Annotated in this window: 23 protein-coding genes and 1 pseudogene; 12 read left to right on the top strand and 12 right to left on the bottom strand. The window is 63.5% G+C overall.

The annotated features are described in order from the left end of the window. Positions 1 to 149: 149 nt before the first annotated feature. The 5 genes from ACEN2S_RS19860 to ACEN2S_RS19840 are packed head-to-tail and all read right to left on the bottom strand — an operon-like array spanning position 150 to position 4,907. Positions 150 to 326, bottom strand: coding sequence for a protein NnrT (locus ACEN2S_RS19860; protein WP_441869662.1), 177 nt, complete (start codon positions 324 to 326; stop codon positions 150 to 152). Between the two features lies 1 nt (position 327). Further along, the gene (locus ACEN2S_RS19855; RefSeq protein WP_441869659.1) at positions 328 to 2,262 is read right to left on the bottom strand and encodes a nitric oxide reductase activation protein NorD; all 1,935 of its coding nucleotides are present in this window, start codon (positions 2,260 to 2,262) and stop codon (positions 328 to 330) included. Between the two features lie 9 nt (positions 2,263 to 2,271). After that, positions 2,272 to 3,078 (bottom strand): CbbQ/NirQ/NorQ/GpvN family protein, encoded by an 807-nt coding sequence (locus ACEN2S_RS19850; RefSeq protein WP_441869656.1) that lies wholly within the window; start codon positions 3,076 to 3,078, stop codon positions 2,272 to 2,274. After that, a complete protein-coding gene (locus ACEN2S_RS19845) occupies positions 3,075 to 4,442 on the bottom strand; it encodes a cbb3-type cytochrome c oxidase subunit I (RefSeq protein WP_441869654.1) in 1,368 nt (455 codons plus the stop codon). The genes ACEN2S_RS19850 and ACEN2S_RS19845 overlap by 4 nt, the downstream gene beginning before the upstream one ends. A gap of 12 nt (positions 4,443 to 4,454) precedes the next feature. Further along, complete coding sequence (locus ACEN2S_RS19840) at positions 4,455 to 4,907, bottom strand: c-type cytochrome (protein ID WP_441869651.1); 453 nt, start codon at positions 4,905 to 4,907, stop codon at positions 4,455 to 4,457. 127 nt (positions 4,908 to 5,034) lie between these two features. Here ACEN2S_RS19840 and ACEN2S_RS19835 point away from each other — a divergent pair, with 127 nt between their 5' ends. After that, the gene (locus ACEN2S_RS19835; protein WP_441869648.1) at positions 5,035 to 5,250 is read left to right on the top strand and encodes a DUF1858 domain-containing protein; all 216 of its coding nucleotides are present in this window, start codon (positions 5,035 to 5,037) and stop codon (positions 5,248 to 5,250) included. A 49-nt stretch (positions 5,251 to 5,299) separates the two neighbouring features. On the opposite strand, the gene ACEN2S_RS19830 is transcribed toward ACEN2S_RS19835, so the two are convergent. Next, complete coding sequence (locus tag ACEN2S_RS19830) at positions 5,300 to 6,001, bottom strand: Crp/Fnr family transcriptional regulator (protein WP_441869645.1); 702 nt, start codon at positions 5,999 to 6,001, stop codon at positions 5,300 to 5,302. 130 nt (positions 6,002 to 6,131) lie between these two features. Here ACEN2S_RS19830 and ACEN2S_RS19825 point away from each other — a divergent pair, with 130 nt between their 5' ends. After that, on the top strand, positions 6,132 to 6,578 hold the full coding sequence (locus ACEN2S_RS19825) for a pseudoazurin (RefSeq protein WP_441869642.1): 447 nt from the start codon (positions 6,132 to 6,134) through the stop codon (positions 6,576 to 6,578). 96 nt (positions 6,579 to 6,674) lie between these two features. Continuing rightward, positions 6,675 to 7,868, top strand: coding sequence for an NnrS family protein (locus tag ACEN2S_RS19820; protein WP_441869639.1), 1,194 nt, complete (start codon positions 6,675 to 6,677; stop codon positions 7,866 to 7,868). A gap of 33 nt (positions 7,869 to 7,901) precedes the next feature. On the opposite strand, the gene ACEN2S_RS19815 is transcribed toward ACEN2S_RS19820, so the two are convergent. From ACEN2S_RS19815 to ACEN2S_RS19805, 3 genes and pseudogenes are all read right to left on the bottom strand, one after another. Next, positions 7,902 to 8,717, bottom strand: coding sequence for a formylglycine-generating enzyme family protein (locus ACEN2S_RS19815; RefSeq protein WP_441869636.1), 816 nt, complete (start codon positions 8,715 to 8,717; stop codon positions 7,902 to 7,904). 74 nt (positions 8,718 to 8,791) lie between these two features. Beyond that, positions 8,792 to 9,940 (bottom strand): copper-containing nitrite reductase, encoded by a 1,149-nt coding sequence (gene nirK, locus ACEN2S_RS19810; protein WP_441869695.1) that lies wholly within the window; start codon positions 9,938 to 9,940, stop codon positions 8,792 to 8,794. A 90-nt stretch (positions 9,941 to 10,030) separates the two neighbouring features. Then, positions 10,031 to 10,640, bottom strand: a pseudogene (locus ACEN2S_RS19805) (transposase); the annotation flags it as partial. 183 nt (positions 10,641 to 10,823) lie between these two features. Between ACEN2S_RS19805 and ACEN2S_RS19800 the strand changes: the two are divergent. Further along, complete coding sequence (locus ACEN2S_RS19800; RefSeq protein WP_441869633.1) at positions 10,824 to 11,849, top strand: IS110 family transposase; 1,026 nt, start codon at positions 10,824 to 10,826, stop codon at positions 11,847 to 11,849. A 412-nt stretch (positions 11,850 to 12,261) separates the two neighbouring features. Here the strand turns inward: ACEN2S_RS19800 and ACEN2S_RS19795 are convergent, their stop codons facing one another. The 3 genes from ACEN2S_RS19795 to ACEN2S_RS19785 are packed head-to-tail and all read right to left on the bottom strand — an operon-like array spanning position 12,262 to position 15,680. Beyond that, positions 12,262 to 13,251, bottom strand: a complete 990-nt coding sequence (locus ACEN2S_RS19795; RefSeq protein ID WP_441869630.1) for an aldo/keto reductase — start codon at positions 13,249 to 13,251, stop codon at positions 12,262 to 12,264. 45 nt (positions 13,252 to 13,296) lie between these two features. Then, on the bottom strand, positions 13,297 to 14,304 hold the full coding sequence (locus ACEN2S_RS19790; RefSeq protein WP_441869627.1) for an alpha/beta hydrolase: 1,008 nt from the start codon (positions 14,302 to 14,304) through the stop codon (positions 13,297 to 13,299). A gap of 11 nt (positions 14,305 to 14,315) precedes the next feature. Then, positions 14,316 to 15,680: an MFS transporter gene (locus ACEN2S_RS19785; RefSeq protein WP_441869624.1), complete on the bottom strand. Its 1,365-nt coding sequence runs from the start codon at positions 15,678 to 15,680 to the stop codon at positions 14,316 to 14,318. A 96-nt stretch (positions 15,681 to 15,776) separates the two neighbouring features. On the opposite strand from ACEN2S_RS19785, the gene ACEN2S_RS19780 reads away from it, so the two are divergent. The 8 genes from ACEN2S_RS19780 to ACEN2S_RS19745 all read left to right on the top strand — a co-directional run bounded on the left by ACEN2S_RS19780 (position 15,777) and on the right by ACEN2S_RS19745 (position 21,322). After that, positions 15,777 to 16,670, top strand: coding sequence for a LysR family transcriptional regulator (locus ACEN2S_RS19780; protein ID WP_441869621.1), 894 nt, complete (start codon positions 15,777 to 15,779; stop codon positions 16,668 to 16,670). A gap of 139 nt (positions 16,671 to 16,809) precedes the next feature. Beyond that, the gene (locus ACEN2S_RS19775; RefSeq protein WP_441869618.1) at positions 16,810 to 17,250 is read left to right on the top strand and encodes a cytochrome P460 family protein; all 441 of its coding nucleotides are present in this window, start codon (positions 16,810 to 16,812) and stop codon (positions 17,248 to 17,250) included. After that, positions 17,250 to 17,963: a DUF4405 domain-containing protein gene (locus ACEN2S_RS19770; RefSeq protein ID WP_441869616.1), complete on the top strand. Its 714-nt coding sequence runs from the start codon at positions 17,250 to 17,252 to the stop codon at positions 17,961 to 17,963. The genes ACEN2S_RS19775 and ACEN2S_RS19770 overlap by 1 nt, the downstream gene beginning before the upstream one ends. A 110-nt stretch (positions 17,964 to 18,073) precedes the next feature. Next, positions 18,074 to 19,057 (top strand): aldo/keto reductase, encoded by a 984-nt coding sequence (locus ACEN2S_RS19765; protein WP_441869613.1) that lies wholly within the window; start codon positions 18,074 to 18,076, stop codon positions 19,055 to 19,057. Between the two features lie 70 nt (positions 19,058 to 19,127). Next, complete coding sequence (locus tag ACEN2S_RS19760; RefSeq protein WP_441869610.1) at positions 19,128 to 19,715, top strand: flavodoxin; 588 nt, start codon at positions 19,128 to 19,130, stop codon at positions 19,713 to 19,715. 276 nt (positions 19,716 to 19,991) lie between these two features. Further along, positions 19,992 to 20,624, top strand: a complete 633-nt coding sequence (locus ACEN2S_RS19755) for a tyrosine-type recombinase/integrase (RefSeq protein ID WP_441869607.1) — start codon at positions 19,992 to 19,994, stop codon at positions 20,622 to 20,624. A gap of 90 nt (positions 20,625 to 20,714) precedes the next feature. Next, positions 20,715 to 20,966, top strand: coding sequence for a type II toxin-antitoxin system RelE family toxin (locus ACEN2S_RS19750; RefSeq protein ID WP_441869604.1), 252 nt, complete (start codon positions 20,715 to 20,717; stop codon positions 20,964 to 20,966). A gap of 11 nt (positions 20,967 to 20,977) precedes the next feature. After that, positions 20,978 to 21,322 (top strand): helix-turn-helix transcriptional regulator, encoded by a 345-nt coding sequence (locus tag ACEN2S_RS19745; RefSeq protein ID WP_441869601.1) that lies wholly within the window; start codon positions 20,978 to 20,980, stop codon positions 21,320 to 21,322. Positions 21,323 to 21,536: the final 214 nt, after the last annotated feature.

Here is a 21,536-nt window from a genome sequence, read left to right as displayed (position 1 = left end):
AAGCCCGAACCCCAAAGCGGCGATCGGTGTCAGGACCGGAACACCCCACCACGACAGGATCAGCGAGCCAAAAAATATGTTGATCGCGCTGGCACCTGCACCAAGGGGGTAAAGCGCCACGGTCAGTCGCCAGACCGGAGGAAGCCGGATCATCTGCGCCGGACCAGCCAATGCACGCCGAGCAGCGCGATTGCGAGGGCCAGCGCCGCCAATGCGAAGGAGGTCTCAACCGTCGCAGATTGTGCCTGCGGTATCGGCCGCTGGAACTCAGCCGCGGCGGCGCTTCCCGCGTGCAGCAGCGTCATCAGAAAAATCATGTAACGCATCTCAGCGCTCCTCGGTCAGGTTGCGGTAAATGGCGGGCAAGGCCAGAGGCAGGCGTGTGGGAGCCGGCATCAGCGTAAAGCCCGCGCGGCCAAAGATGCGGGCGAACCAATCCTGCCCCTCGGCATCGATCACCACGCCGTGCACCGACTGCCCCAGCGCCCGCGCCTCCGCCACCGCTCTGCGGCTGTCTTCGATGCCATATTGCCCTTCATAATGGTCCAGATCATTGGGTTTGCCATCGGTCAGCACCAGAAGCAGCCGATGCGCCGTCTGCTCGGGCGCCAGTTGCGCCGAGACATGGCGCAGGGCCGCCCCCAGCCGGGTATAATGACCGGGGCGCAGGCTGTGGATGGCGTGCGAAACCACTGGTGACATCGGCTGATCAAAGCCTTTGCAGCGGGTCAGGAACACCCGGTCGCGGCGCAGCGAACTGAACCCCCAGATCGCCAGCCGGTCCCCCAAAGCGTCGATGCCGCCCGCCAATGCCCCCAGCGCCTGCCGCGCCACCTCGATCACCTGCAAATCACCCAGATGGCTTTCAGTCGAGCGTGAGCAATCCATCAGGATCGCCACCGAGAGGTCGCGGTGATTTTGCCGCCGCGCGCGAAAGATCCGGTCGCTGCCCTGCCCCCTTGCCCGCTGATCCACCTGCGCCTCGATCAGCGCCGCGAGGTCCAGCTCGTCGCCCTCGAGCTGGCGCGAGGACCATCGCCGGGCCTGCCGCAGCGCCTCAAATTGCCGCCGGACCCGCTTTTGCAACGCAAGATCCGCCGCGGTATCAGGAGCGGGATCGCACAGCGGCGGCGCCTCCAACACCCGGCAGTGATCGGGCTGATAACTTTCGCTACGGTGGTTCCATTCGGGATAGGTAAAGACACCGGCCAGCCGCTCATGCTCGGCATCCTGCGGTGCCAGATCCAGATGCAGCCGCAGCCGGGTGGCAATCTTGCGGTCATGTTTGGTGAGGGTGATCTGGTTCTGATCCTCCGCCGCCTTTTGGGCGGTTTCCGGGTCATCATCATCGGTGCTGCGGTTGAGGTTCATGCTCTCCACCCAGCTCAGGATCGCCTCAAAGCGGTGAATGATAAAGCTGTCCTTGCGGTTGCTTTGCTCCTGCAACTGCCGCTGCGCCTTTTTGTGCAGGCGGCCGGGCAACATCGGCGCCTGGGGGGCCTCGGCATCCGGTTCCGCTGCCGCCCCGGCAGGCTGCACCGGGGTCAGCCGCAGCCAGAGTGGCAGATCCGGCATCGGTCGGTAGCCCCGCGGGGCGGTCAGGGTTCCGGCCTCATGGTCCCGCAAAAGATGCTGCGCGGCATCAGAAAGCGGCGCAGGACCGCCAAGCACCCAGGCCACGATTTCGGCCACCGCAGCCTCGGCAGGATGCAAGAGCGCGGGGCCGAAGTGGAGGCGGGGGTCGGAACGCGGCGGCAGCGCCTGTCGCAATGCGCGGTAGGGCCCGTGCAGCCCCGGGCAAAGGCCGCGCAGCTTATGCGTCGCCGCCTGCATCGCGGCACATTGCGCCAGATCGGCCACGAGCGGATCTGTGGCGCGCGGCAGAGGTTCGGCCAATGCCGCCAATGCGGTCAGCCACAGATAGGCGGCGCGGTTCAGCGCGGTCTCGGGAAACACATCCAGCGCGGTCGGTAGCCGCAAATGCCGACCGTCAAATGCGGCGCAATACTGCTGTTCCTCCAGCGCGCCCAATTGCCGCCGCAGGCTGCGGCGGTGGCGGGTCACCTCGGGCGGCGCGGCAGCAATCTCGACCGCCGCCGAACCACCAAGGGCACGGAACAGCACCACCAGACTGGGCCGCAAATCGGCCAGCGCCACCGCCGCCGCCGAATGGCCAGTGGGCGGGGCCAAATGCTGCGCCCAGCCGTGCCAGAGATTGCCCACCGTCTCTTCCGGCTCCATCAGATCAAGCGCACGGATCATCGCTGCCCCCTATCCGTAGACCACAGAGATCAGATCGCGCAAAGCCTGCACCACCTCCGGTTCATCGGTCAGCGGCTCGATCACCGCCGCCTGCAGCGCGCGCTCCAGCGGCATGCCGCCCGCAATCAGCGTGGCGGTATAGATCAGAAGGCGGGTCGAAACGCCCTCCTCCAGATCCATCCCGGCCAGCGCGCGGATATGTCCCGCCAGCCGCACCAAAGGTGCCACCCGCGCGGGATCAAGGCCGCTTTCGCGCGCCACAATGCGGGCTTCGGTCTCCGGCTCGGGAAAGCCGAAGCTGATCGACAGAAACCGCTGCCGGGTCGAGGGTTTCAGCCGTTTCAGGATGTTCTGATAGCCGGGGTTATAACTCGCCACCAGCATGAAGCGCGGCGGCGCCTGCAGTTCCTCGCCCGTGCGATCCAGCATCAATGTGCGGCGATTGTCGGTCAACGGATGCAGCACCACGGTGACATCGCGCCGCGCCTCAACCACCTCATCGAGATAGCAGATCGCCCCCTCGCGCACCGCGCGGGTCAGCGGGCCATCCACCCATTCGGTCTGCCCGCCGCGCAACAGATAGCGGCCCAGCAGATCCGAGGCGGAAAGGTCATCATGGCAGGCCACCGTGTAGAGCGGGCGACCCAGCCGGGCGGCCATATGCTCGACAAAGCGGGTTTTGCCGCAGCCGGTCGGCCCCTTCAACAGAAGGGGCAGGCCTTTGGCATGGGCCGTCTCGAACAGGGTGCATTCGGCCGCGACGGGTTGGTAAAAAGGGATACCCTCCGGCAGGGGATGGTGCAGCGGCGCGGTCATGCCTGCTCTCCCGGCATGGCGTCGCGGGGGCCGTTTTCAGCCACTCCACGGGCGATGATCTCACGCCGCGGGAAAAGCTGGGCGTAGATGAAGAGCAAAGCCCCCAGTACCACCGCCGCCCCGGCCCCGAAGCGCATGATGTAGAAGATGCCCAACTGGTCCTGCACATCCATGTAATAGAGACCCATCACCCGCTGCAGATGTGTCTGGATCGTGCCGGCAAAGGTCAGCACAAAGGTCATGAAGGCCATGCCGCCGGTCATCAGCCAGAAGCTGACCATGTTGAGCACCTGATTATAGGGCGACCGCCCGCGCAGTATCGGCATCGCATAGGTGAACACCGCCAGGTTCAGCGCGACATAGGCGCCATAGAAGGACAAATGCCCATGCGCGGCGGTGATCTGCGTGCCGTGACTGTAATAGTTCACCCCATGCAGCGTGTGCAAAAAGCCCCAGACCCCGGCGCCAAAGAACGCCACCGTCGACGAACCGAGCGACCACAGCAGCGCTGCCTTGTTCGGGTGATTGCGCCGCCCCTTCCAGACCATGACAAAGGCAAAACTCATCATCAGGAAGAAAGGGATCACCTCAAAGGTCGAGAAGATCGAGCCGACCCATTGCCAATAGCCCGGCAGGCCGATCCAGTAGAAATGGTGCCCAGTGCCAAGAATGCCCGAGAAAAGCGCAGTGGCGACAATGACATAGAGCCATTTTTCGATCACCTCACGGTCAACCCCGGTCAGTTTCAGCATCAGGAAGGCAAGGATCGAGGCCATCACCAGTTCCCAGGTGCCTTCCACCCAGAGATGGACGACAAACCACCAGTACATCTTGTCGAGGCTGAGGTTGTCGGGGTTGATGAAGGCGAAAATCCACAGGAGCGACAACAGCCAGAGCCCGGTCAGCAAGACATTGGTGATCGCGGTCTTGCGCCCGGCGAGCACGGTCAGCGAGATGTTGATCAAGAAGATCACCGCCGCGACCAGAATGCCGAATTTTACCCAGAGCGGTTGCTCCAGAAACTCGCGCCCGCCGTGGATGCCCGCCAGATAGCTGACCACCGCGCCCAGAGTGCCAACCACCAGGATGGCCAGTTGCAGATAGGCCAGCTTGACCGACCAGATCTCGCGCTCGGATTCCTCGGGCACGAGGTAATAGGCTGCGCCGAAAAAGCCCAGCAGCAGCCAGACGATCAGCGCGTTGGTGTGGATCATCCGGATGATGTTGAACGGCAGCACCTCGGACAGGGTGTTGGGCGAGACATAGATCCAGCCCGCCAACAGCCCGCCCAGCACCTGCACGGCGAAAAGCGCCATCGCCACCAGAAAATAGGCAAGCGCGATCTTTTGAGATGAATATTTCATGGTTTATCTCCCTCAGCCCGCGTCATTCGGCGGCCAGTTCTGGGTATTGGTGTGATCGGCCCAGCGGAGGAATTCGGCCAGCGCGCGGATCTCTTCTTCGGTCACCTCGAAATGCGGCATCTGGCGACGGCCTTCGATGCCGCTCGGCTGCGCGCCCATCCAGCCCGACAGCGCCTGATAGGCGCCTTCGGGGTCGTCATAGACTCCCCAGCGGGTCATCACATTGCCAAGCTCGGGCGCGAAATAGGCGCCCTCTCCGTGCAAAGTATGGCAATTGATGCAGCTGTTGCGCTCCCAGACATGTTTGCCGAGGCGTACGGCATCGGTCAGCGGCTGGCTGGCGGTGGAGGTGGTGACCACATAGCGGTGGCTTTGAAAACTGAGGGCCCCGAAGACGACGATGAAGAATAGTGATCCTCCATAGAAGATATTCCGGGCCCGTGATTTGGTAAGGAGCTCTGACATGGCTGGCCTTCGGCTGAGGACGGGCCCCCAGTGCTAACCGCCCGCCGACGCCCCAAGGTTGTGCCAGCGCAAAGACGAAGACAGAAAATCAGCCTAGGGTGACCGCACCACGATGAGGAGGGTCGCCATGCGTCCGCCATCCCTTGATGATCCCGATCTGCCCCTGGCCGAGCTGATGAGCCAATGGCCCGAGATGGTGCAGGTATTCCTGCGCCACCACATGCTCTGTGTCGGCTGTTCGGTCTCGCCCTTCCACACATTGCGCGACGCCTGCCACGAATATCACCTGGAAGAAGCTGCCTTTCGCGCGGAACTGCACGATAGCCTGCGCACCGCCCTTTAACGGGCGGCACAAAAAGCGGTGCTGGTGACGCGGCGCGGGGGGCCGGGTCTTACCGCGCGCCCGCAGAACCGCTCAGCACAACGAGCTGATGCGGATTGGTCACCACGATATGACGACGGCGGCTTTCCACCACGCCCTGCTTTTCCCAGGCGCTGAGCAGCCGGCTGACCGTATGCAGCGTGGTGCCGGTCATTTCTGAGATGTTCTGCCGGGTGATCGGAAAGGTGATCTCGATCCCCCCCTCCACCTTGCGGCCAGTCTGATTGACCATCCGCAACAGGGCATTGGCCACCCGCTGCTCCACGGCCTGCGTCGCCATTTCGGTCAGCCGGTTGTGCAATTCGCCCATCCGGAACCCGACGACGGCATAGGTCTCGCTGGCAAAACCCGGATATTGCGCGACAAATTCGGGCCAAAGCCGCACCGGCCAGGACAGGGTCAGGCTTTCGGCCGCCGTCATCGCGGTGGCGGGATAGCTGTCACGTCCGATGGCCGGGGCAATGCCGAAAAGTTGCCCCGCCGCGATATGCATCGCAATGATCTGTTCGCCGCCGGGCGTGGTGCGGATCACCCGGATCACCCCGTCGAGCAGCAGATAAAACCGCTCGGCCACATCCCCCGCATGAAAGACCGCCTGCCCCTCGTCATAGCGCCTGGCCATTGCCTGATCGAGGATCGCGCGGATCTGCCCCCGCTCCAGCTGCCGAAACGGCGGAATGCCTGCCAGCAGGCTTTCGTCGAGTTTCTTCATCTTTCCCCCGCCCCTTACGCCGGACCGCCGTTCTGACTGTGCGGAAGTTTGACGCAGCACAACGTTGCGGCCCCACGCATAGCGCATAACCGGCGGCAACGAAACAATCACGCCTTGAAAGGATCTTGCAATGTCCCCCTCCCTGCTTCCCCGTCTCATGCTCTCGCTGGTTGCCGCCGGGCTGTTGGCCAGTGCCGCACCCGCTGCGACCATTGAAGTGCACATGCTGAACAAAGGCGCCGATGGCGCGATGGTCTTCGAGCCGGGCTTTGTCGCGGCGCAGCCCGGCGATACCATCCGCTTTGTGGCAACCGACAAGGGCCATAATGTCGAAGCGATCAAGGGCATGCTGCCCGAGGGGGTCGAGGTCTTCAAAAGCAAAATGGGCGAGACCTTTGAGCTGACCCCGACCGTCGAGGGCGTTTATGGCGTGAAATGCACGCCGCATGCCGGGATGGGGATGGTTGGCCTGATTCAGGTCGGCGCGCCCGTCAATCTGGAGGCCGCGAAAGCCGTGCCGCAAAAGGGCAAGGCCGCCGCGCGGCTTGAGGCTGATTTCGCCCAGATCCGGCCCTGAGCGTCCCTTCGAGGCCGATACCTGGGGTGGTGCCGGTAACGGTGCCGCCCCTTTTTCATCCTCCCCTTTTTGTCACCGCGGCCGCAGGAGGTTCTGATGCCCCGTCTCACCCCGAAACCCTATACCGGACCGGCGCTGTTCAGCTATGGATTCCGGCCGTTCTTTTTGCTGGCGGCGCTTTTCGCCACATTGGCCATTCCTGTCTGGATGGCGCTGCGGGCCGGTGATCTGACCTTGCAGGGCCCTTTCGCGCCGCGCGACTGGCACCTGCATGAAATGCTCTTTGGCTATACCTCGGCGGTGATCGTCGGCTTTTTGTTCACCGCCATCCCGAACTGGACCGGGCGGATGCCCACCCGCGGCCCGGCGCTGATGCTGCTCGCGGCGCTCTGGATTACCGGGCGGCTGGCGGTGGCCGGGCTTTTGGGTCTCAGCGCGGTCGGGGTTCTTCTCCTCGATGCGGGCTTTCTGGCCGCCGTGCTGGCACTGACCGCGCGCGAGATCATCGCCGGGCGCAATTGGCGCAATCTGATGGTGGTGGGGCCGGTCGGCCTCTATCTCGCCGCCAATATCACCTTTCATCTCGAGGTGATGGCGCGGGGCGAAAGCCTATATGGCATGCGCGCCGGTCTGGCGGTGGTGATTTTCCTGATCACGCTGATCGGCGGCAGGATCATTCCCAGCTTTACCCGCAACTGGCTGGTCAAGCGGCAGCAGACCAGGCTGCCGGTCCCGTTCAACCGCTTTGATGCGCTCTGCCTGGCGGCGGGGGCGCTGGCGCTGATCCTCTGGGCGGCGCGGCCCGAAGGGATCGTCACCGCAGCGGCACTGGCGGCGGCGGCCGGGTTGCATGCCCTGCGGCTCTTGCGCTGGCAGGGATTGGGCAGCTGGCGCTCGCCTTTGTTGCTCATGCTGCATCTGGCCTATGCGTTTGTGCCTGTGGGGATGGCGGCGCAAATTCTGGCCGCACTGGGCATGACCGCACCCGCTGCAGGGGCGCATCTCTGGGGCATCGGGGCGGTCGGCGGCATGACTTTGGCGGTGATGATGCGGGCGGCGATGGGGCATACCGGCCGGGTTCTGGAGGCGGGCGTCGGCCTGAGCGCCGGTTTTGCCGCATTGCTGATCGCCGGTCTCATCCGGGTGCTGCTGCCCGAGGCAAATCTGGCAGGGCAAAGTGGTCTGGTCTGGGCGGCGCTCTTCTGGTCGCTGGCCTTCGCGCTGTATCTCTGGCGGGTCGGCCCCTGGCTTTGGCAGCCCAACCCATCGGCGCGTCGGCCCAACCGCTGAACGAAAACCCCCGGTCCTGCGACCGGGGGTTTTTCAATCTTCGCGCACCAGACGAAAGCCCAGATAATCCGGCGGCACCCCGGCACCACATCCGCCCGATTTGGCATCACGGACAAAGTCGATGATGAAGGCGCGGTGTTTCCCCTCGGCAATCCGCACCCCGCAATAGGGCCGCGCCGAGAGGATCGCCCCCTGCGCATCCAGCTCGCCCGTCGCGTCGCAACTGTCGGTCCATTCCCAGATATTGCCCGCCAGATCCGCCACCCCCAGCGTGTTTTCGCCGAAACTGCCCAGAGGGCGCAGCGCGGGATCGGCCACGCCGCGGGCGCGCACCCGGCTGCTGTAGGTGGCCAGCCAGCGTTGCGCCGGATCACCGAGCGAGGCCGCCTCGACCCCGTCATCAAAGAACCGCTCGGCGGCGGCGCGCTGCCATTCCGCATCGCTCGGCAGGCGCCAGTGCTGGCCGGTGCGCGCGCTCAGCCAACTGGCATAGGCATGGGCATCGATCCAGTTCACCCCGGTCTGTGGCAGAGCGCCCGGGACGGTCGGCGCATCGGCGCGCAGGCATTTCCCGGCGGCGACGCAGCGCGCATAATCTGCAGCCGCAACCGGATATTTCATGATCAGCAGCGGTTGCGCTGGGGTGATGTGCTGCAGGGCCGGATCGGCCTGCGCACCCGCCAGATGGAAATCCCCCGCCGGACGATATGCAAAGGGCCGGGCGGCGATCTCTACCGTCTCTGGCCCCGGCAGCGGCGGCAGCGGACGCGTGGCCCAAGAGCCAAACGCCAGCACACCAAGCGCCAACACGCCAAACGTCAGGGGGGCGGCAATCCTAAGGGGTCGCATCTTCTCTGCCTCGCTGTTGGTCATGCAAAAGGGGTGGCCGAACCGGCCACCCCAGAGGCTTCCACGCGCGCCGGTTACGGCAGGGCGCTGCGCCCCTCATAGGCGACATTATATTCGACGGGGGCCTGAACCTGCTCCATCAGATCGTTGTTCCAGGTGCCTTCCACCAGCACATGCGCCGTGGCGCCCTTGTTCACCGCCTCGATCAGATTGTGGTTCACATAGGCATAAACGCCCGGCTGCAGGAAGGTGTAGAGCGCGGCGGCTGCCGAGCCGCCCCGCACGAACCAGGTTTCCATGTCGCGCACCGGCGGATTGTTGAACTTGCCATGTTCCCAGACCAGATCGCCATGACCGCCGATCAGATGCGGGCGGGTATCCCGGTTGGCCTGACTATGGATGAACAGCACCCGCTCGCCCTGATTGGCCTTCAGCGCATTGTCGCCGGTCAGCGCGCCGACCTTGCCGTTGAACACCACATGGCTGGGAATGAGTCCGTTCATCACCTCGAGCGTGTCAGCATAGCTGTCGCCCGGATCGGCAAAGCGTTTATAGGCGCCCTCCGCATCCTTCGGGATGTAGAAGTCATTCTCGCCGATATAGTAGATCCGGTCATAGCTGACCGGCTGACCAAGGTGATCCTTCAGCCCGTCGCGCGGCAGCACCAGAATGGCCCCCGACATGCCCGAGACGACATGCCAAGGGATCATCGGGCCGCCAGGCGCGCAGTGATAGACAAAGACCCCGGGGCGCGTGGCGCGGAAACGCAAAGTGGTTTTTTCGCCGGGGTTCACGAGGGTCAGCGATCCGCCACCCAAAGCACCCGTGGCAGCGTGGAAGTCGATGTTATGCTGCATCGTGTTATTGGCATCATTGAACAGCGTCAGCTCGACGTAATCATCCTGATGCACGACCATCAGCGGGCCGGGGATCGAGCCATTGAAGGTCATGCCCTGCAGATAGACATCATCATCCACCTGCACTTCCTTCTCGAGGATCTTCATCTCGAATTCGACGACGCGCGGACCGATGCTGGCGACCTGCTCATGCTCATGTACGAAAGGCGGGCGCAGCAGCTTGTGTTTGATGCGCGGCAATGTCGTCAGATCGGCGGGCGGCGCGATCGAGGTGTCCATGATTTCCTCAGCCTTGACGGCGTTGACAAACAGCGGTGCGGCGGCAATGCCAGCCGCGCCAAACAATGTGGCTCTACGGGTCAGCATGGTGATCTCCTTCCGGATGGGTTGCGCGATTGGGCTGACCCTAGCAATCCCGAAAAGACCCGATATTGCGCTGGCACAATGTCGCGTTGTTTCCCCGAGGGCCTTGTCCATGGCCTTCAGTTTCTCGATTTCCTGCTTGAGCCGCCCGTGTCGATGCGCACTATCTCGGAGATATAGCGTTCGACATCGGCCTCCAGATGCGCAAGACGGCTGGCGATCTTGCCCTTGGTGAAGTTCTTGTCGCGGTTGTTGACCGCCTTGAATTTGCTTCCATCGATGGCCACGCAATCGCCTTTCAGCGTGCCGATCCGTCGGCACAGCTCCACGAATTGCGCGCAGGTCTTGCGGATGGGCGATCCGTTCTCACGCCGGAAATCCGCAATGGTCTTGTGATCCGGCACCTCGCGCCCAAGCAGCCACATCACCTCGACATTGCGCCCGGCCTCACGCTTCAGCCTGCGGCTGGATGGTAGCCTGTTGAGATAGCCATAGATGAAGAGCTTCAGCAGAACGGCGGGATGGTAGCCGGGCCGCCCTGTCCGCGCATGCGCCGCGTGCTCAAAGCCAAGGCCCGCCAGATCAAGCTGTTCACAAACAGATCCACCACCCTAACCAGATGATCCTCATCGATCTAGTCCTCAAGACGGTCCGGAAACAGCGTCACCTGTTCGCGATCAACACCTTCAATGAAACCCGACATACATGCACTCCTGTAACGCAGAAAGCATACCACATATTGGGGTTTCCACACATGGGGTAATCGCGGGAGCGAGTCGCCCCGACCGTAATGCCAGCGGATTTTGGGCGGGTGGTTGTTCCCCGATAGGATGCAGATACGGGCTCACGATGGACATCGGGCCCAGACATCGAATGGAGAACAACCATGTGCGACTATATCGGTCTGGACGTATCTCTGAAAGAGACGGCGATTTCCGTGCGCCGAGGCGGCCGGCGGGTCTGGCGTGGCAAATGTCCCTCGGACCCGGCGGCGATTGCCGCGGTTCTGCGGCGACGCGCACCAGATGCAAAGCGTGTCGTGTTCGAGACCGGCCCGCTGTCCGTGTGGTTCTTCCATGTTCTGAGCGCCGAAGGGCTGCCGGCGATTTGCATCGACGCGCGGCACGCGAAGGCCGCGCTCGACATGGCGCCAAACAAGACCGATGCCAATGATGCCGACGGTCTGGCCCATCTGGCCGAGATCGGCTTTTACCGCGAGGTCCGCGTGAAGGGCTACGACAGCATGCTGGTCCGCACTCTGGTCGCCGCCCGCAGGCGCCTGGTCCGGATCTCGACCGAGCTTTCCAACCAGATCCGAGGCCTGATGAAGACGTTCGGTCTGGTCGTCCCGGGCGCCAAGGGAGGCCGGTTCGAAGCCGAAGTCCGTCGGCTCCTTGCGGGACAGGACAGCCTTGAACATGTCATCCTGCCGCTGTTGGAGGCATGGACCGCCGTCCGGGGCCGCGCCGCCGAACTCGGCCGCCAGTTGCTGCGCCTCGCCAGGCACAGCGAGGCCTGCCAGCGGCTGATGTCGATCCCCGGTATCGGAGCAATCACCGCAACATCCTTCACGACGGCTATCGAGGATCCGGAAAACTTCCGGACATCACGATCGGTCGGTGCCTGGCTCGGGCTGACCACGCGGCGTTTCCAGTCTGGCGAGGTCGATTACGACGGGCATATCTCGCGACGTGGAGATGCCCATCTGCGGGGCTTGCTCTACGAGGCGGCCACCGTGGTGCTGACGCGCACCAGCGCCGAGAGCGAGCTGAGAACCTGGGGGGTGAAGCTGCGCGAAAGGATCGGCTTCAAACGGGCTGCCATCGCTGTCGCGCGCAAGCTGGCCGTTATCATGCACGCCATGCTGAAGTCCGGGCAGTCCTTCCATCGGGAGGCCGAACCCATGGCCTGATCCATAGCCAATTCACGTCGGCCATCCGACGCACCGAGGCGTCCCTGCCGGGGACGTGGCCAGAACCATTCCGCCGAGGCTGTTGCACCATCACCCCAACGGATTGAGGCGTGCGTTCCACACATCGGAAGGTTCCCCCGCGAAGCCCCACCATGCGGCGGCCTATGCCGACCGCGAAGATGACACTGCTCCCGGCAAACGATGCTCCTCGGAACACAGAATGACCTTGCAAAATGACATGCGATTAGATGACAGCCTCGGCCCAAAGCCGTCGGCCGCGCCCACACCATGCTGCATCGCAGAAATCCTGAAAGCTGCCTTTCGTGCGCAGCTTTCGAGATTGTGCGCTGTCTTAGTGGCCCACACAGCGAAGATTCAAGCTCCAGGGGCAAGTTCTCGCCGCGATGTCCCTTTACAGCCCTGTCATTTTCAGCACCGCTTCAGGCAGCCTTTCGCCCTGCACCTCGATGTTGGCGGCCTCTTTTTCGATTTCCGCAAGTTCGGCCTGTGTCATTTCCAGATCTACGGCACCAAGATTTTCGTCCAGGCGGTGCAGCTTTGTGGTGCCCGGGATCGGCGCGATCCATGGCTTTTGGGCCAGAAGCCAACCCAGTGCTATCTGTGCCGGAGTTGTGCAAGTGCGTGATGCAATCCGTTTCACCACCTCGACCAGTGCCATGTTGGCCTTGCGGGCATCCGCCGAAAAACGCGGCACGAAGTTGCGGAAATCGTCTTTCTCAAAAGTCGTGGATTCGTCGATCTTGCCGGTCAGGAACCCCGCGCCCAGCGGGCTGAAGGGCACAAAGCCGATGCCCAGTTCTTCCAGCAGCGGTAGAAGTTCCAATTCCGGACCGCGCCAGAACAGCGAATATTCGCTTTGCACCGCCGTCACTGGCTGTACGGCATAGGCGCGGCGGATGGTTTGGATACCTGCCTCGGACAGCCCGAAATGGCCGACCTTGCCTTCGGCGATCAGATCGCGGACGGCACCGGCCACATCCTCGATCGGGACGGCGGGATCGACGCGGTGCTGATAAAGCAGGTCGATGTGATCGGTGCGCAGGCGTTTCAGCTGCGCCTCGACCACCGCCTTGATATGGTCGGGGCGGCTGTTGGTGCCACCGCTACGGGCGCCGGTCGCAAGGTCGATGTCGAAGCCGAATTTGGTGGCGATGACGACCTTGTCGCGGATCGGCTCCAGCGCTTCGCCCAGCAATTCCTCATTGGCAAAGGGGCCATAGGCCTCGGCGGTGTCGAAATGCGTCACGCCACGATCATGGGCGTCGCGGATCAGCCGGACCATATCGGGCCGCGCGACGCCTGGGCCGTAGACGCCGCTCATGCCCATGCAGCCAAGGCCAAGGGCGGAGACTTTCAGCGTGCCAAGAGTTCTGTATTTCATCGGTGTTCTCCTTGATGTTGTAAGGCCCGGGCGGCAAGGCCCGTGTCAAAGCTGGCTTTGCCAGAAGCGGATGGCTTTCGCGATCCAGCCTTCGGCAGGGGTTCCGGTGCCGGTGCCAAAACCATGGCCGACGGCGGGAATGCGGTGATATTGGACCGGCGTGCCGATCCGGCGCAGGGCGTCGATGCGGCGTTCCATAGTGGCAGGCGGGGCGATGCCGTCCTGTTCACCGACCACTACAAAGGTGGGCGGCTCGGTCGCGGCCAGATCGGCGTGGCTGGTATAGGCCATGATGACAGCGGTGGGCCGGGGCAGATCTGCGCCGCCGAACGCGGCGGGGCCGTGCGAGCCGATGAAGGCTGCCATTCGTGCCCCGGCGGAACTGCCCCACAGCGCGTAGCCTTTGGTGCTGACGCCCAGCTCCCCGGCATTGGCGAAGATCCAAGTGATCGCGGCGGCCAGATCCTGAGTCGCGGCCTGTCCGCCCTGACCGGCGCGGTATTTCAGCACGAAAGCGTTCAGGCCACTTTCGCTGATTTCTTGCGCATAGGGAAAGCCTTCGTGCAGCGATCCGACGTAGGCGAAGCCGCCGCCCGGCGCGATCACCGCAAAGGGGGCGCCGGGCTTTCCGCGATAGAAGAACAGGCCGGTTCTGGCCTTGGCTGGATCGGCGGTGCGCGTGGCCGCCGGGTAGAACTCGTAGAACACCGTCTGCCCGGCAGCCGCATCGCGGATTATCCGGTTCAGGCCCACCACCACCGTGCCGGTATCGACCGCGCTGTGATAGGGCAGCAGGCGGCCCAACTGCGCCAGCGGAAGCGCGGGGTCCGGCGCGTGGTCATCCCAAGGCAGGATACGTTCGGCAAAGCCTGCAAAGGCCGGGTGGTTCAGAATATCGGCCACTGTGCCATCAGGCGACAGCGGGCCGCCGCCGGTGGCGAAGTCTTGCGTCACAGGGACGGTCTCTCCGGTTGCGCCCGGAGCCTCGGCCAGTGCCAAGGCGGGCAGCGACAGCAGCACCGGCATCATCAGCAGCGTGTCACGAAAGGTCATCATCTGTCCTTTCAGCTTGCCACAACTGTGTGGCGGCGGGTCACAAGCCCGAAGGCCAGCGCGACCGCCACGGTCAGCGCGATCATCACCGCGCCGCCGGTCATCGCATGGGCGGTGCGGGCGATGATGCCGCCCGCCGGAGCGGCGACCGAGATCAGCACGCCAAGACCCAGCGAACTGCCAATCTGATGCGCGACATTCACCACCCCCGAAGCCGCCCCGGCGTCATTTGCCGCAGCCCCACTGATCCCGGCGGCGGTCAGCGGGGCCAGCGCGCCGCCCTGTCCAAAGCCAAGGAAGACCATCGGCAGCATCAGACCCAGCCAGAACCCGCTGTCAGGCGTGATCAGCGCCAGTCCGACGAAACCGATCAGGCTGGTGGCAAGGCTGGCGATCAGCACCGCCCCACCACCAAACCGCGCGATCAGTCGTGGTCCGGACAGCGCGGCGGCAAAATTAACCAAAGTTGTCGGCAGGAAGGCCAGCCCGGTTGTCAGGGCGCTGTAGCCCAGACCCTGCTGGAAATACTGCGACATGAAGAAGTAGAAAGACACATTCGCCCCCAGAAACAGCACCCGCGCCAGATAGGCCCCCGAACGCGCACGACTGGCAAACAGCCGCAGCGGCAGCAGGGGCTGGGCCGCCCGCGACTGACCAAGGATAAACAGCGCCAGACTGACCGCCCCCGCCGCAACTGCCGCCAGCGTGACGGCATCCTGCCAGCCCGCCGTGGCCGCATGGATCATGCCGTAGACCAGCGCGCCGATCCCGAAGGTCGATGTCGCGGCCCCCGGCAGGTCAATCAGCCCGCCCTGCGTGTCGGTGTCCGAAACATGGCGCAGCGCCGCGAGCGCCAGCCCAAGGCTGACAGGAAGGTTCAGGAAAAACCCCGCCCGCCAGGACACCAGATCGGCCAGCACCCCGCCCAGCACCAGCCCGAAGCTGGCCGAAACCCCGGCAGCGGCGGCATGGGCGGCCAGCGCCCGCGTCCGCTCTGGCCCCGGGCGGAAGGTGACCTGCAACAGCGCCAGCGTCGAAGGCGCCAGGACCGCCGCCCCCATCCCTTGCAAAGCCCGTGCGGCCACCAGCATCCCCGGCCCCTGTGCAAAGCCGATCAGCAGTGAAGCAAAGCCAAAGACCGAAAGCCCGATCAGGAACATCCGCCTGCGGCCAAACACATCGCCAAGCCGCGCGCCCAGCAGCAAGAAGCCACCGAAGCACAAGGTATAGGCGGTAGAAACCCAGGACAGGCCCGCCTCGGTAAAGCCAAGCTCGGCCTCGATGCGCGGCAAGCCGGTCAGTACGATGGAAATATCAAGCACGATCATCACATAGGTCAGAACGATAATCGCAAGGATTGCGGTGCGGTTGGACATCTTGAGTGCTTTCATGGTGCGAAATGCAATCTAGCCGCAAAGGCATCCATCAATTAGAGTGTATAAACCGAATGGGTCTATAAGCAGGTCATCTTAATGCCGCGCCGCAGTTTCAACGACCTTCATGCCTTTGTCGCGGTGGCTGTGGCCGGCAGCTTTACCCGCGCTGCGGCACAACTGGGCATGTCGCAATCCGCGCTCAGTCAGACCGTGCGCCAACTGGAGGAAGGCCTTGGCGTGCGGCTGTTATCGCGGTCCACCCGCAGCGTGGCACCCACCGAGGCGGGGCAGAGGCTGCTGGACAGCATCGGCCCGCAGTTTTCGGAGATCGAGACCGCGCTGGATACGCTGGGCGATCTGCGCGACCGGCCAGCCGGATCGGTGCGCATCAGCGCCGGGGAACATGTGGCGGTGTCGATCCTGCAACCGGCGCTGGCCCCGCTGCTGGCCGAATATCCCGATATTCATGTCGAAATCTCGGTCGATTACGGGCTGACCGATATTGTGGCCGAACGGTTCGACGCCGGGGTGCGGTTGGGGGAACGGGTGGCCAAGGACATGGTCGCGGTGCGCATCGGCCCCGACATGCGCATGGCGGTGGTGGCGACCCCCGGCTATCTGGCCGCAAACCCCGCGCCGGTGGTGCCGCAAGACTTGATCGGCCATCGCTGCATCAACATGCGCATGCCAACCCTGAACGAGATCTTCGCCTGGGAGTTCGAGAAGGACGGCCGCGAATTGCGGGTGCGGGTCGAGGGGCCTTTGACGGTGAACAGCCTGGCCCTACGGCACAATGCGGCGCTGGACGGGCAAGGGCTGGTCTATCTGCCCGAACCCTTTGCGCGCGCCGATATTGCCAGTGGCGCTCTGATTTCGGTGCTTGACGACTGGTGCCCGACCTTCCCCGGCTATCACCTTTACTACCCCAGCCGACGCCAGCACTCTACGGCATTCGCGCTGGTGGTGCAGACCCTGCGCCACCGGATGTGAGCAGCCCATCAAATACTTATCAACGAATTGTGATTAAGCGGCCTGGCTTATAGGGTCTTGTGCGGATGACCGGCTAATCACCGGGCGCGACACATGGTTTTCTGCCCCCTGAACCTTTCAGGGAGATACCGCCATCGCCATGCGCAAATTTGCCCTCATCACCGCCATCGTCATGCTTGGCCTGCCCGCATGGGCGGAACCCAACCGCGTGACCTTCCCGCCGCTGGACCAGCTGGAGCATTACACCACCGTCACCCGCGGCGAGGTGACCGAACACATGCTGACCAGCCGCGCCGCGATTGACGCGGTCGAGGCAGGCCAGCCAATCCCTTTCGGCACCCATGTCGTGCTGGTCGATTACCGCGAGGGCGAGGTTTACCGCTATTTCGTTATGCAGAACGGCGAGGGTTGGGGCGCCGATGATCCCGATCAGCGCACCGCCGACTGGCAGTTCCAATGGTTCTGGCCAGACCGCTCGATCAACGTGGATGAGACGACCTCGCGCTGCCAATCCTGCCACCAGTCGCGTGAAGACCGCGAGTTCATGTTCACCTACAACGACTTGCGCAGCTTCGACTGATGGCCGTCGTCGCCCGCAACCTACTGATCACGCGCCTGCTGCCCGATGGAATTGCCCTTGGGCTGCTTTTGGCCTGCATGGGCTATTGGTGGCTTGGCAACATTGCGCATGAGGTGATGGGCACCGCCTTTCTGCTGCTGGTCGGGCGGCATCTGATCCTGAACCGGCGCTGGTTCGGCGCACTCCGGCGCGGGCGCTATGACGCGGCGCGGCGGGTGCGGCTGGGGCTGAACCTGATGCTGGCTGTCACGATGCTGGTCATGCTGGTCACCAGCCTGCTGATCTCCGAAGCGCTGCGCGACTTTCTGAACAATCCCGGCCTGTTCACCCTGCGCGAGATCCACTGGTTCGCAGCCTATTGGCTGGTGGTGATCGTCGGCCTGCATATCGGGCTGCACTGGCATATCGTGGCCGGTCTGGCGCGGTCGCGGCTGCCCATCCTTCACAACCGCATCCTTGGCCTCGGCCTCTGGGCGCTGGCTGGTCTGGTGGCCCTGACCGGCATCAACAGCTCATTCGTGATGGGTTTGGGCACCCGACTGGGCTTCGACTACAGCCTGATCATGTGGGATTTCAACGAATCTACCCTGCCGTATTTCGCCCATTGGCTGGCGATCATGGTGCTTTACGCGGTGCTGGCCCATGCCGTTGTCCGGCTTTTGGCGCGGCACCGTACGCTATCCAATCCCGAAAAGGAGACGACCCATGACTGACGACACCGCTTTGAATATCGGCCGCCGCACCGCTGATCGGGGCCGCGCAGGCCCAAACCGCCCCTGCCGCAGCCCCCGCCGCCGGTCGCCGCCGCCTTGGCGCGCTGGAGGTGTCCAGCATCGGCCTTGGTGTGCAGAACATGAGCCGCACCTATCAGCGCACCATTCCCTACCGCCCGGAAATGCACGCCATCATCCGCGCCGCCTTTGACCGGGGCATCACCTTCTTTGACGCCGCCGAGGCCTACGGCCCGCATGAGGTGGAACGCATCCTTGGTGAAGGCATCGCCGGGTTCCGCGACCAGATCGTGGTGGCCACGAAATTCGGCTGGAACATCGACCAGCAGACCGGCGCGCGGCTGCCCGGCCTGAACATCAAGCCCGACCATATCAAGCTGGTGGTCGAAGGTATGCTGTCACGCCTGAAAACCGACCGCATCGACCTGCTTTACCAACACCGCGTCGACCCCGAAGTGCCGATCGAGGATGTCGCAGGCGCCATCAAGGATTTGGCCGCCGAGGGCAAGGTGCTGCAGTGGGGCCTGTGCGAAATGGGTCTGAACACCCTGCGCCGCGCCCATGCCGAACTGCCGGTCAGCGCCGTGCAAAGCGAATATTCGATGCTGTGGCGCGGGGTGGAAACCAACAACGTGCTGGCGGCCTGCGAAGAACTCGGCATCGGTTTCGTGCCGTGGAGCCCGCTGGGCGTCGGCTTCCTGACCGGGGCCATTGATGCTGCCACCACCTTTGCGGCGGGCGATATCCGTGGCATCGAGGGGCGGTTTGCTACCGAAAACCTGGCGCACAACATGGCGCTGGTGACGCTGCTGGTGGATTGGGCCGCGCGCAAAGAGGCCGCGCCGGCGCAGATCGCGCTGGCCTGGCTGATGGCGCAAAAGCCGTGGATCGTGCCGATCCCGGGCACCACGCAGATGGCGCATATGCAGCAAAACGCCGGCGCAATGGATATCACCTTCTCGGCCGAGGAACTGGCCGAACTCAATACCGCCGTGCGCGCCATCGAAGTGCAAGGCGCGCGCCTGCCCGACGCGGTACAGGTCTTCTCGGATGTCGAGGCCCCCGCGCGCGGCTAGGGCCGGGAAACGAAACCGCGTCACCCGGACGAATGGTCCGGGTGACGCATCAGCTAAGGGATGATCCCGGATGGAAACCAAAGGCATAAGCCGACGCACGGCCCTGCTCGCGCCCTTGCTTGCGGCAGCCTTTGGTGCGGCTGCAACATCCGCCCGCGCCCAACAGACCGAGGGCCGCGCGCTGGTGGCCTATGTCATCCGGTCCGGGAACGCCCGGGTCATTGCGGGTGCGCTCAGCCGTCAGTTCAACGCCCGGCTGTTCGAGATCCGCACCGCCGAACCTTACCCCGAAGATTACGAGGCCCATGTATCGCAGGCCCGCGCCGAACAGGACGCCCGCGCCACACCGAAACTGGCCGAACATCTTGAGGATCTGGCACGCTTTGAGACGGTCTTCCTGGGTTCCCCCGTCTGGGACGGTACCATGCCCGCCCCCATGCGCAGCTTTTTGACCCGCCATGACTTGACCGGCAAGACCATCGCCCCCTTCCTCACCCATGGTGGCTTAGGCACCGGCGGCCTGCTCGACACATTGGCGGAACTGGCCCCGGCGGCGAACTTCCTGCCGCCCTTCGTGCTGGAATGCGATCAGGAGCGGCGAACACTGGATCGGCTGGCGGATTGGCGGGACCATGCCGGACCGCAATTCCGGTTTTGACCGAAATGGGCAAGAGATTGGCGGCTTGTGCCTTATCCGGTACTTGCAAAGATTTCGCGGCGTTCTGACGATCCACCCACATCACATCATGGGCGGGCTTTTCACTATAAACCCAACGAAAGGCTGCTTCTTAAGATTGCGGCGGCCCTGAGTCTGCACTGCGGTCAGGCTGGTTTCCGCCCTGCGCGAGGGATCGAAGGGGCAGAAGGATCGGTGCTACACTTCCGGATCGGCGGAGCCGATGACGTGGTGGGCGTGGCGGATGGGAGTACTGTCATGACCATTGAAACCTTACCCGCTCTTCGCCCGGCCCGCGCGCCGTGGAACAAGGGCCGCATCATCGGCCAAAAGCTTCCACTTCTGCCAAAACACGTCTGGTCCATCTGCGTACGGCTTGAATTGGCCGACAATCGGCGCGACCTTGCCCTGTTCAACATGGCCGTCGACAGCAAACTCAGGGGCTGCGATCTGGTCGGTCTCAGGGTAAACGACGTCTATGCCGCCGGTCACGTCAAGGAACGCGCTTCGGTGACCCAGAGCAAGACCCGAAAACCCGTCCGCTTCGAGATTACCGAAACCACGCGCCTAGCACTGGAACGGTGGATCAAGGATCCCGAAATGATCGGCAGCGAATACCTCTGGCCAAGCCGCGTTCACGCCAGCCCCCACCTCTCGACGCGTCAACATGCCCGGATCATGCGCGACTGGGTTCTTTCGATCGGGCTCGAGCCCAGTGCCTATGGCACGCATTCGATGCGGCGAACGAAGGTTGCGCAGATCTACAAGAAGACCGGAAATCTTCGCGCCGTGCAGCTGCTCCTGGGCCACACCAAGATGGACAGCACTGTTCGGTATCTGGGCGTCGATCTGGAAGATGCGCTGACGTTGTCGGAAGGGATTGAGCTGTGAGCTTTGCCTGGCCGGCGCCCGTCGGTCAGGCATGTCGCGCAGGGCGACATTGCGCTTGCTTTTTGCCGAAATGTCGCTTAAAGCTACATCATGAAGCAGATCAGCTATACGAAAGCCGCGATCAAGGCCTTGCGGCGGATGCCCTCGAATACCGCTGCGCTGATCCGCGCCAAGATCGAAGCTTACGCGGAAGACCCGAACTCGCAGGCCAATAATGTGAAGCCCTTGAAAGGCCGGGAGGGTATTCGGCTTAGGGTGGGGGATTGGCGGGTGATCATGGATGATCACGGCAATGTTCTGGCCATTCTCGATATCGGGCCGCGCGGCGGCGTCTACGACTAAAGGGGTTTGAGATGAACGAGATGGTGACGATCCCGCGCGAAGAATATGACCGCCTGCGGGCAGCTGCGGAGGATCTGGCCGACCTGCAGAGCTATGACCGCGCCAAGGCGCGGCTTGCGGCGGGTGAGGACGAATTGATACCGGCGAACTATGCGAACCGCCTGCTGAATGGCGAAAGCGCCTTGCGCGTTTACCGCGATCTGCGCGGGCTGACCCAAGCGGCGCTGGCCGAGAAATCGGGCGTGAAGCGGGTCACTGTGGCCGAAATCGAGACCGGCCGAAAGCAGGGCTCGATCGCAACATTGCGCGCTCTAGCCGATGCGCTTGGCGTGAGTCTGGATGATCTGACGGAGTAACCCCGGCCCATAGCAGGCAATCATCATCTCACAACTTCTTCTCTGCAAAATCACCGAACCGGCCATTCATCGCATTTGCGGGGTTGGTGGTCGGCTGGACGCTCTGGACGCACGCTGCGGGCGCTTGTGCAGGGAGAAGTTTTGTTCAGCATACGCTCGTATCGGCGTTGTTGCGCAACTCATGCCTGAGGCATGATGTCCCCTTTCCCCGTCG

This window comes from Phaeovulum sp. W22_SRMD_FR3 (assembly GCF_052113705.1).
In the GTDB taxonomy this organism is placed as follows: Bacteria; Pseudomonadota; Alphaproteobacteria; order Rhodobacterales; family Rhodobacteraceae; genus JBGQOG01.
Note: the sequence above shows the minus strand (reverse complement) of the source record. Positions and strands in the feature narration are given on the sequence as shown.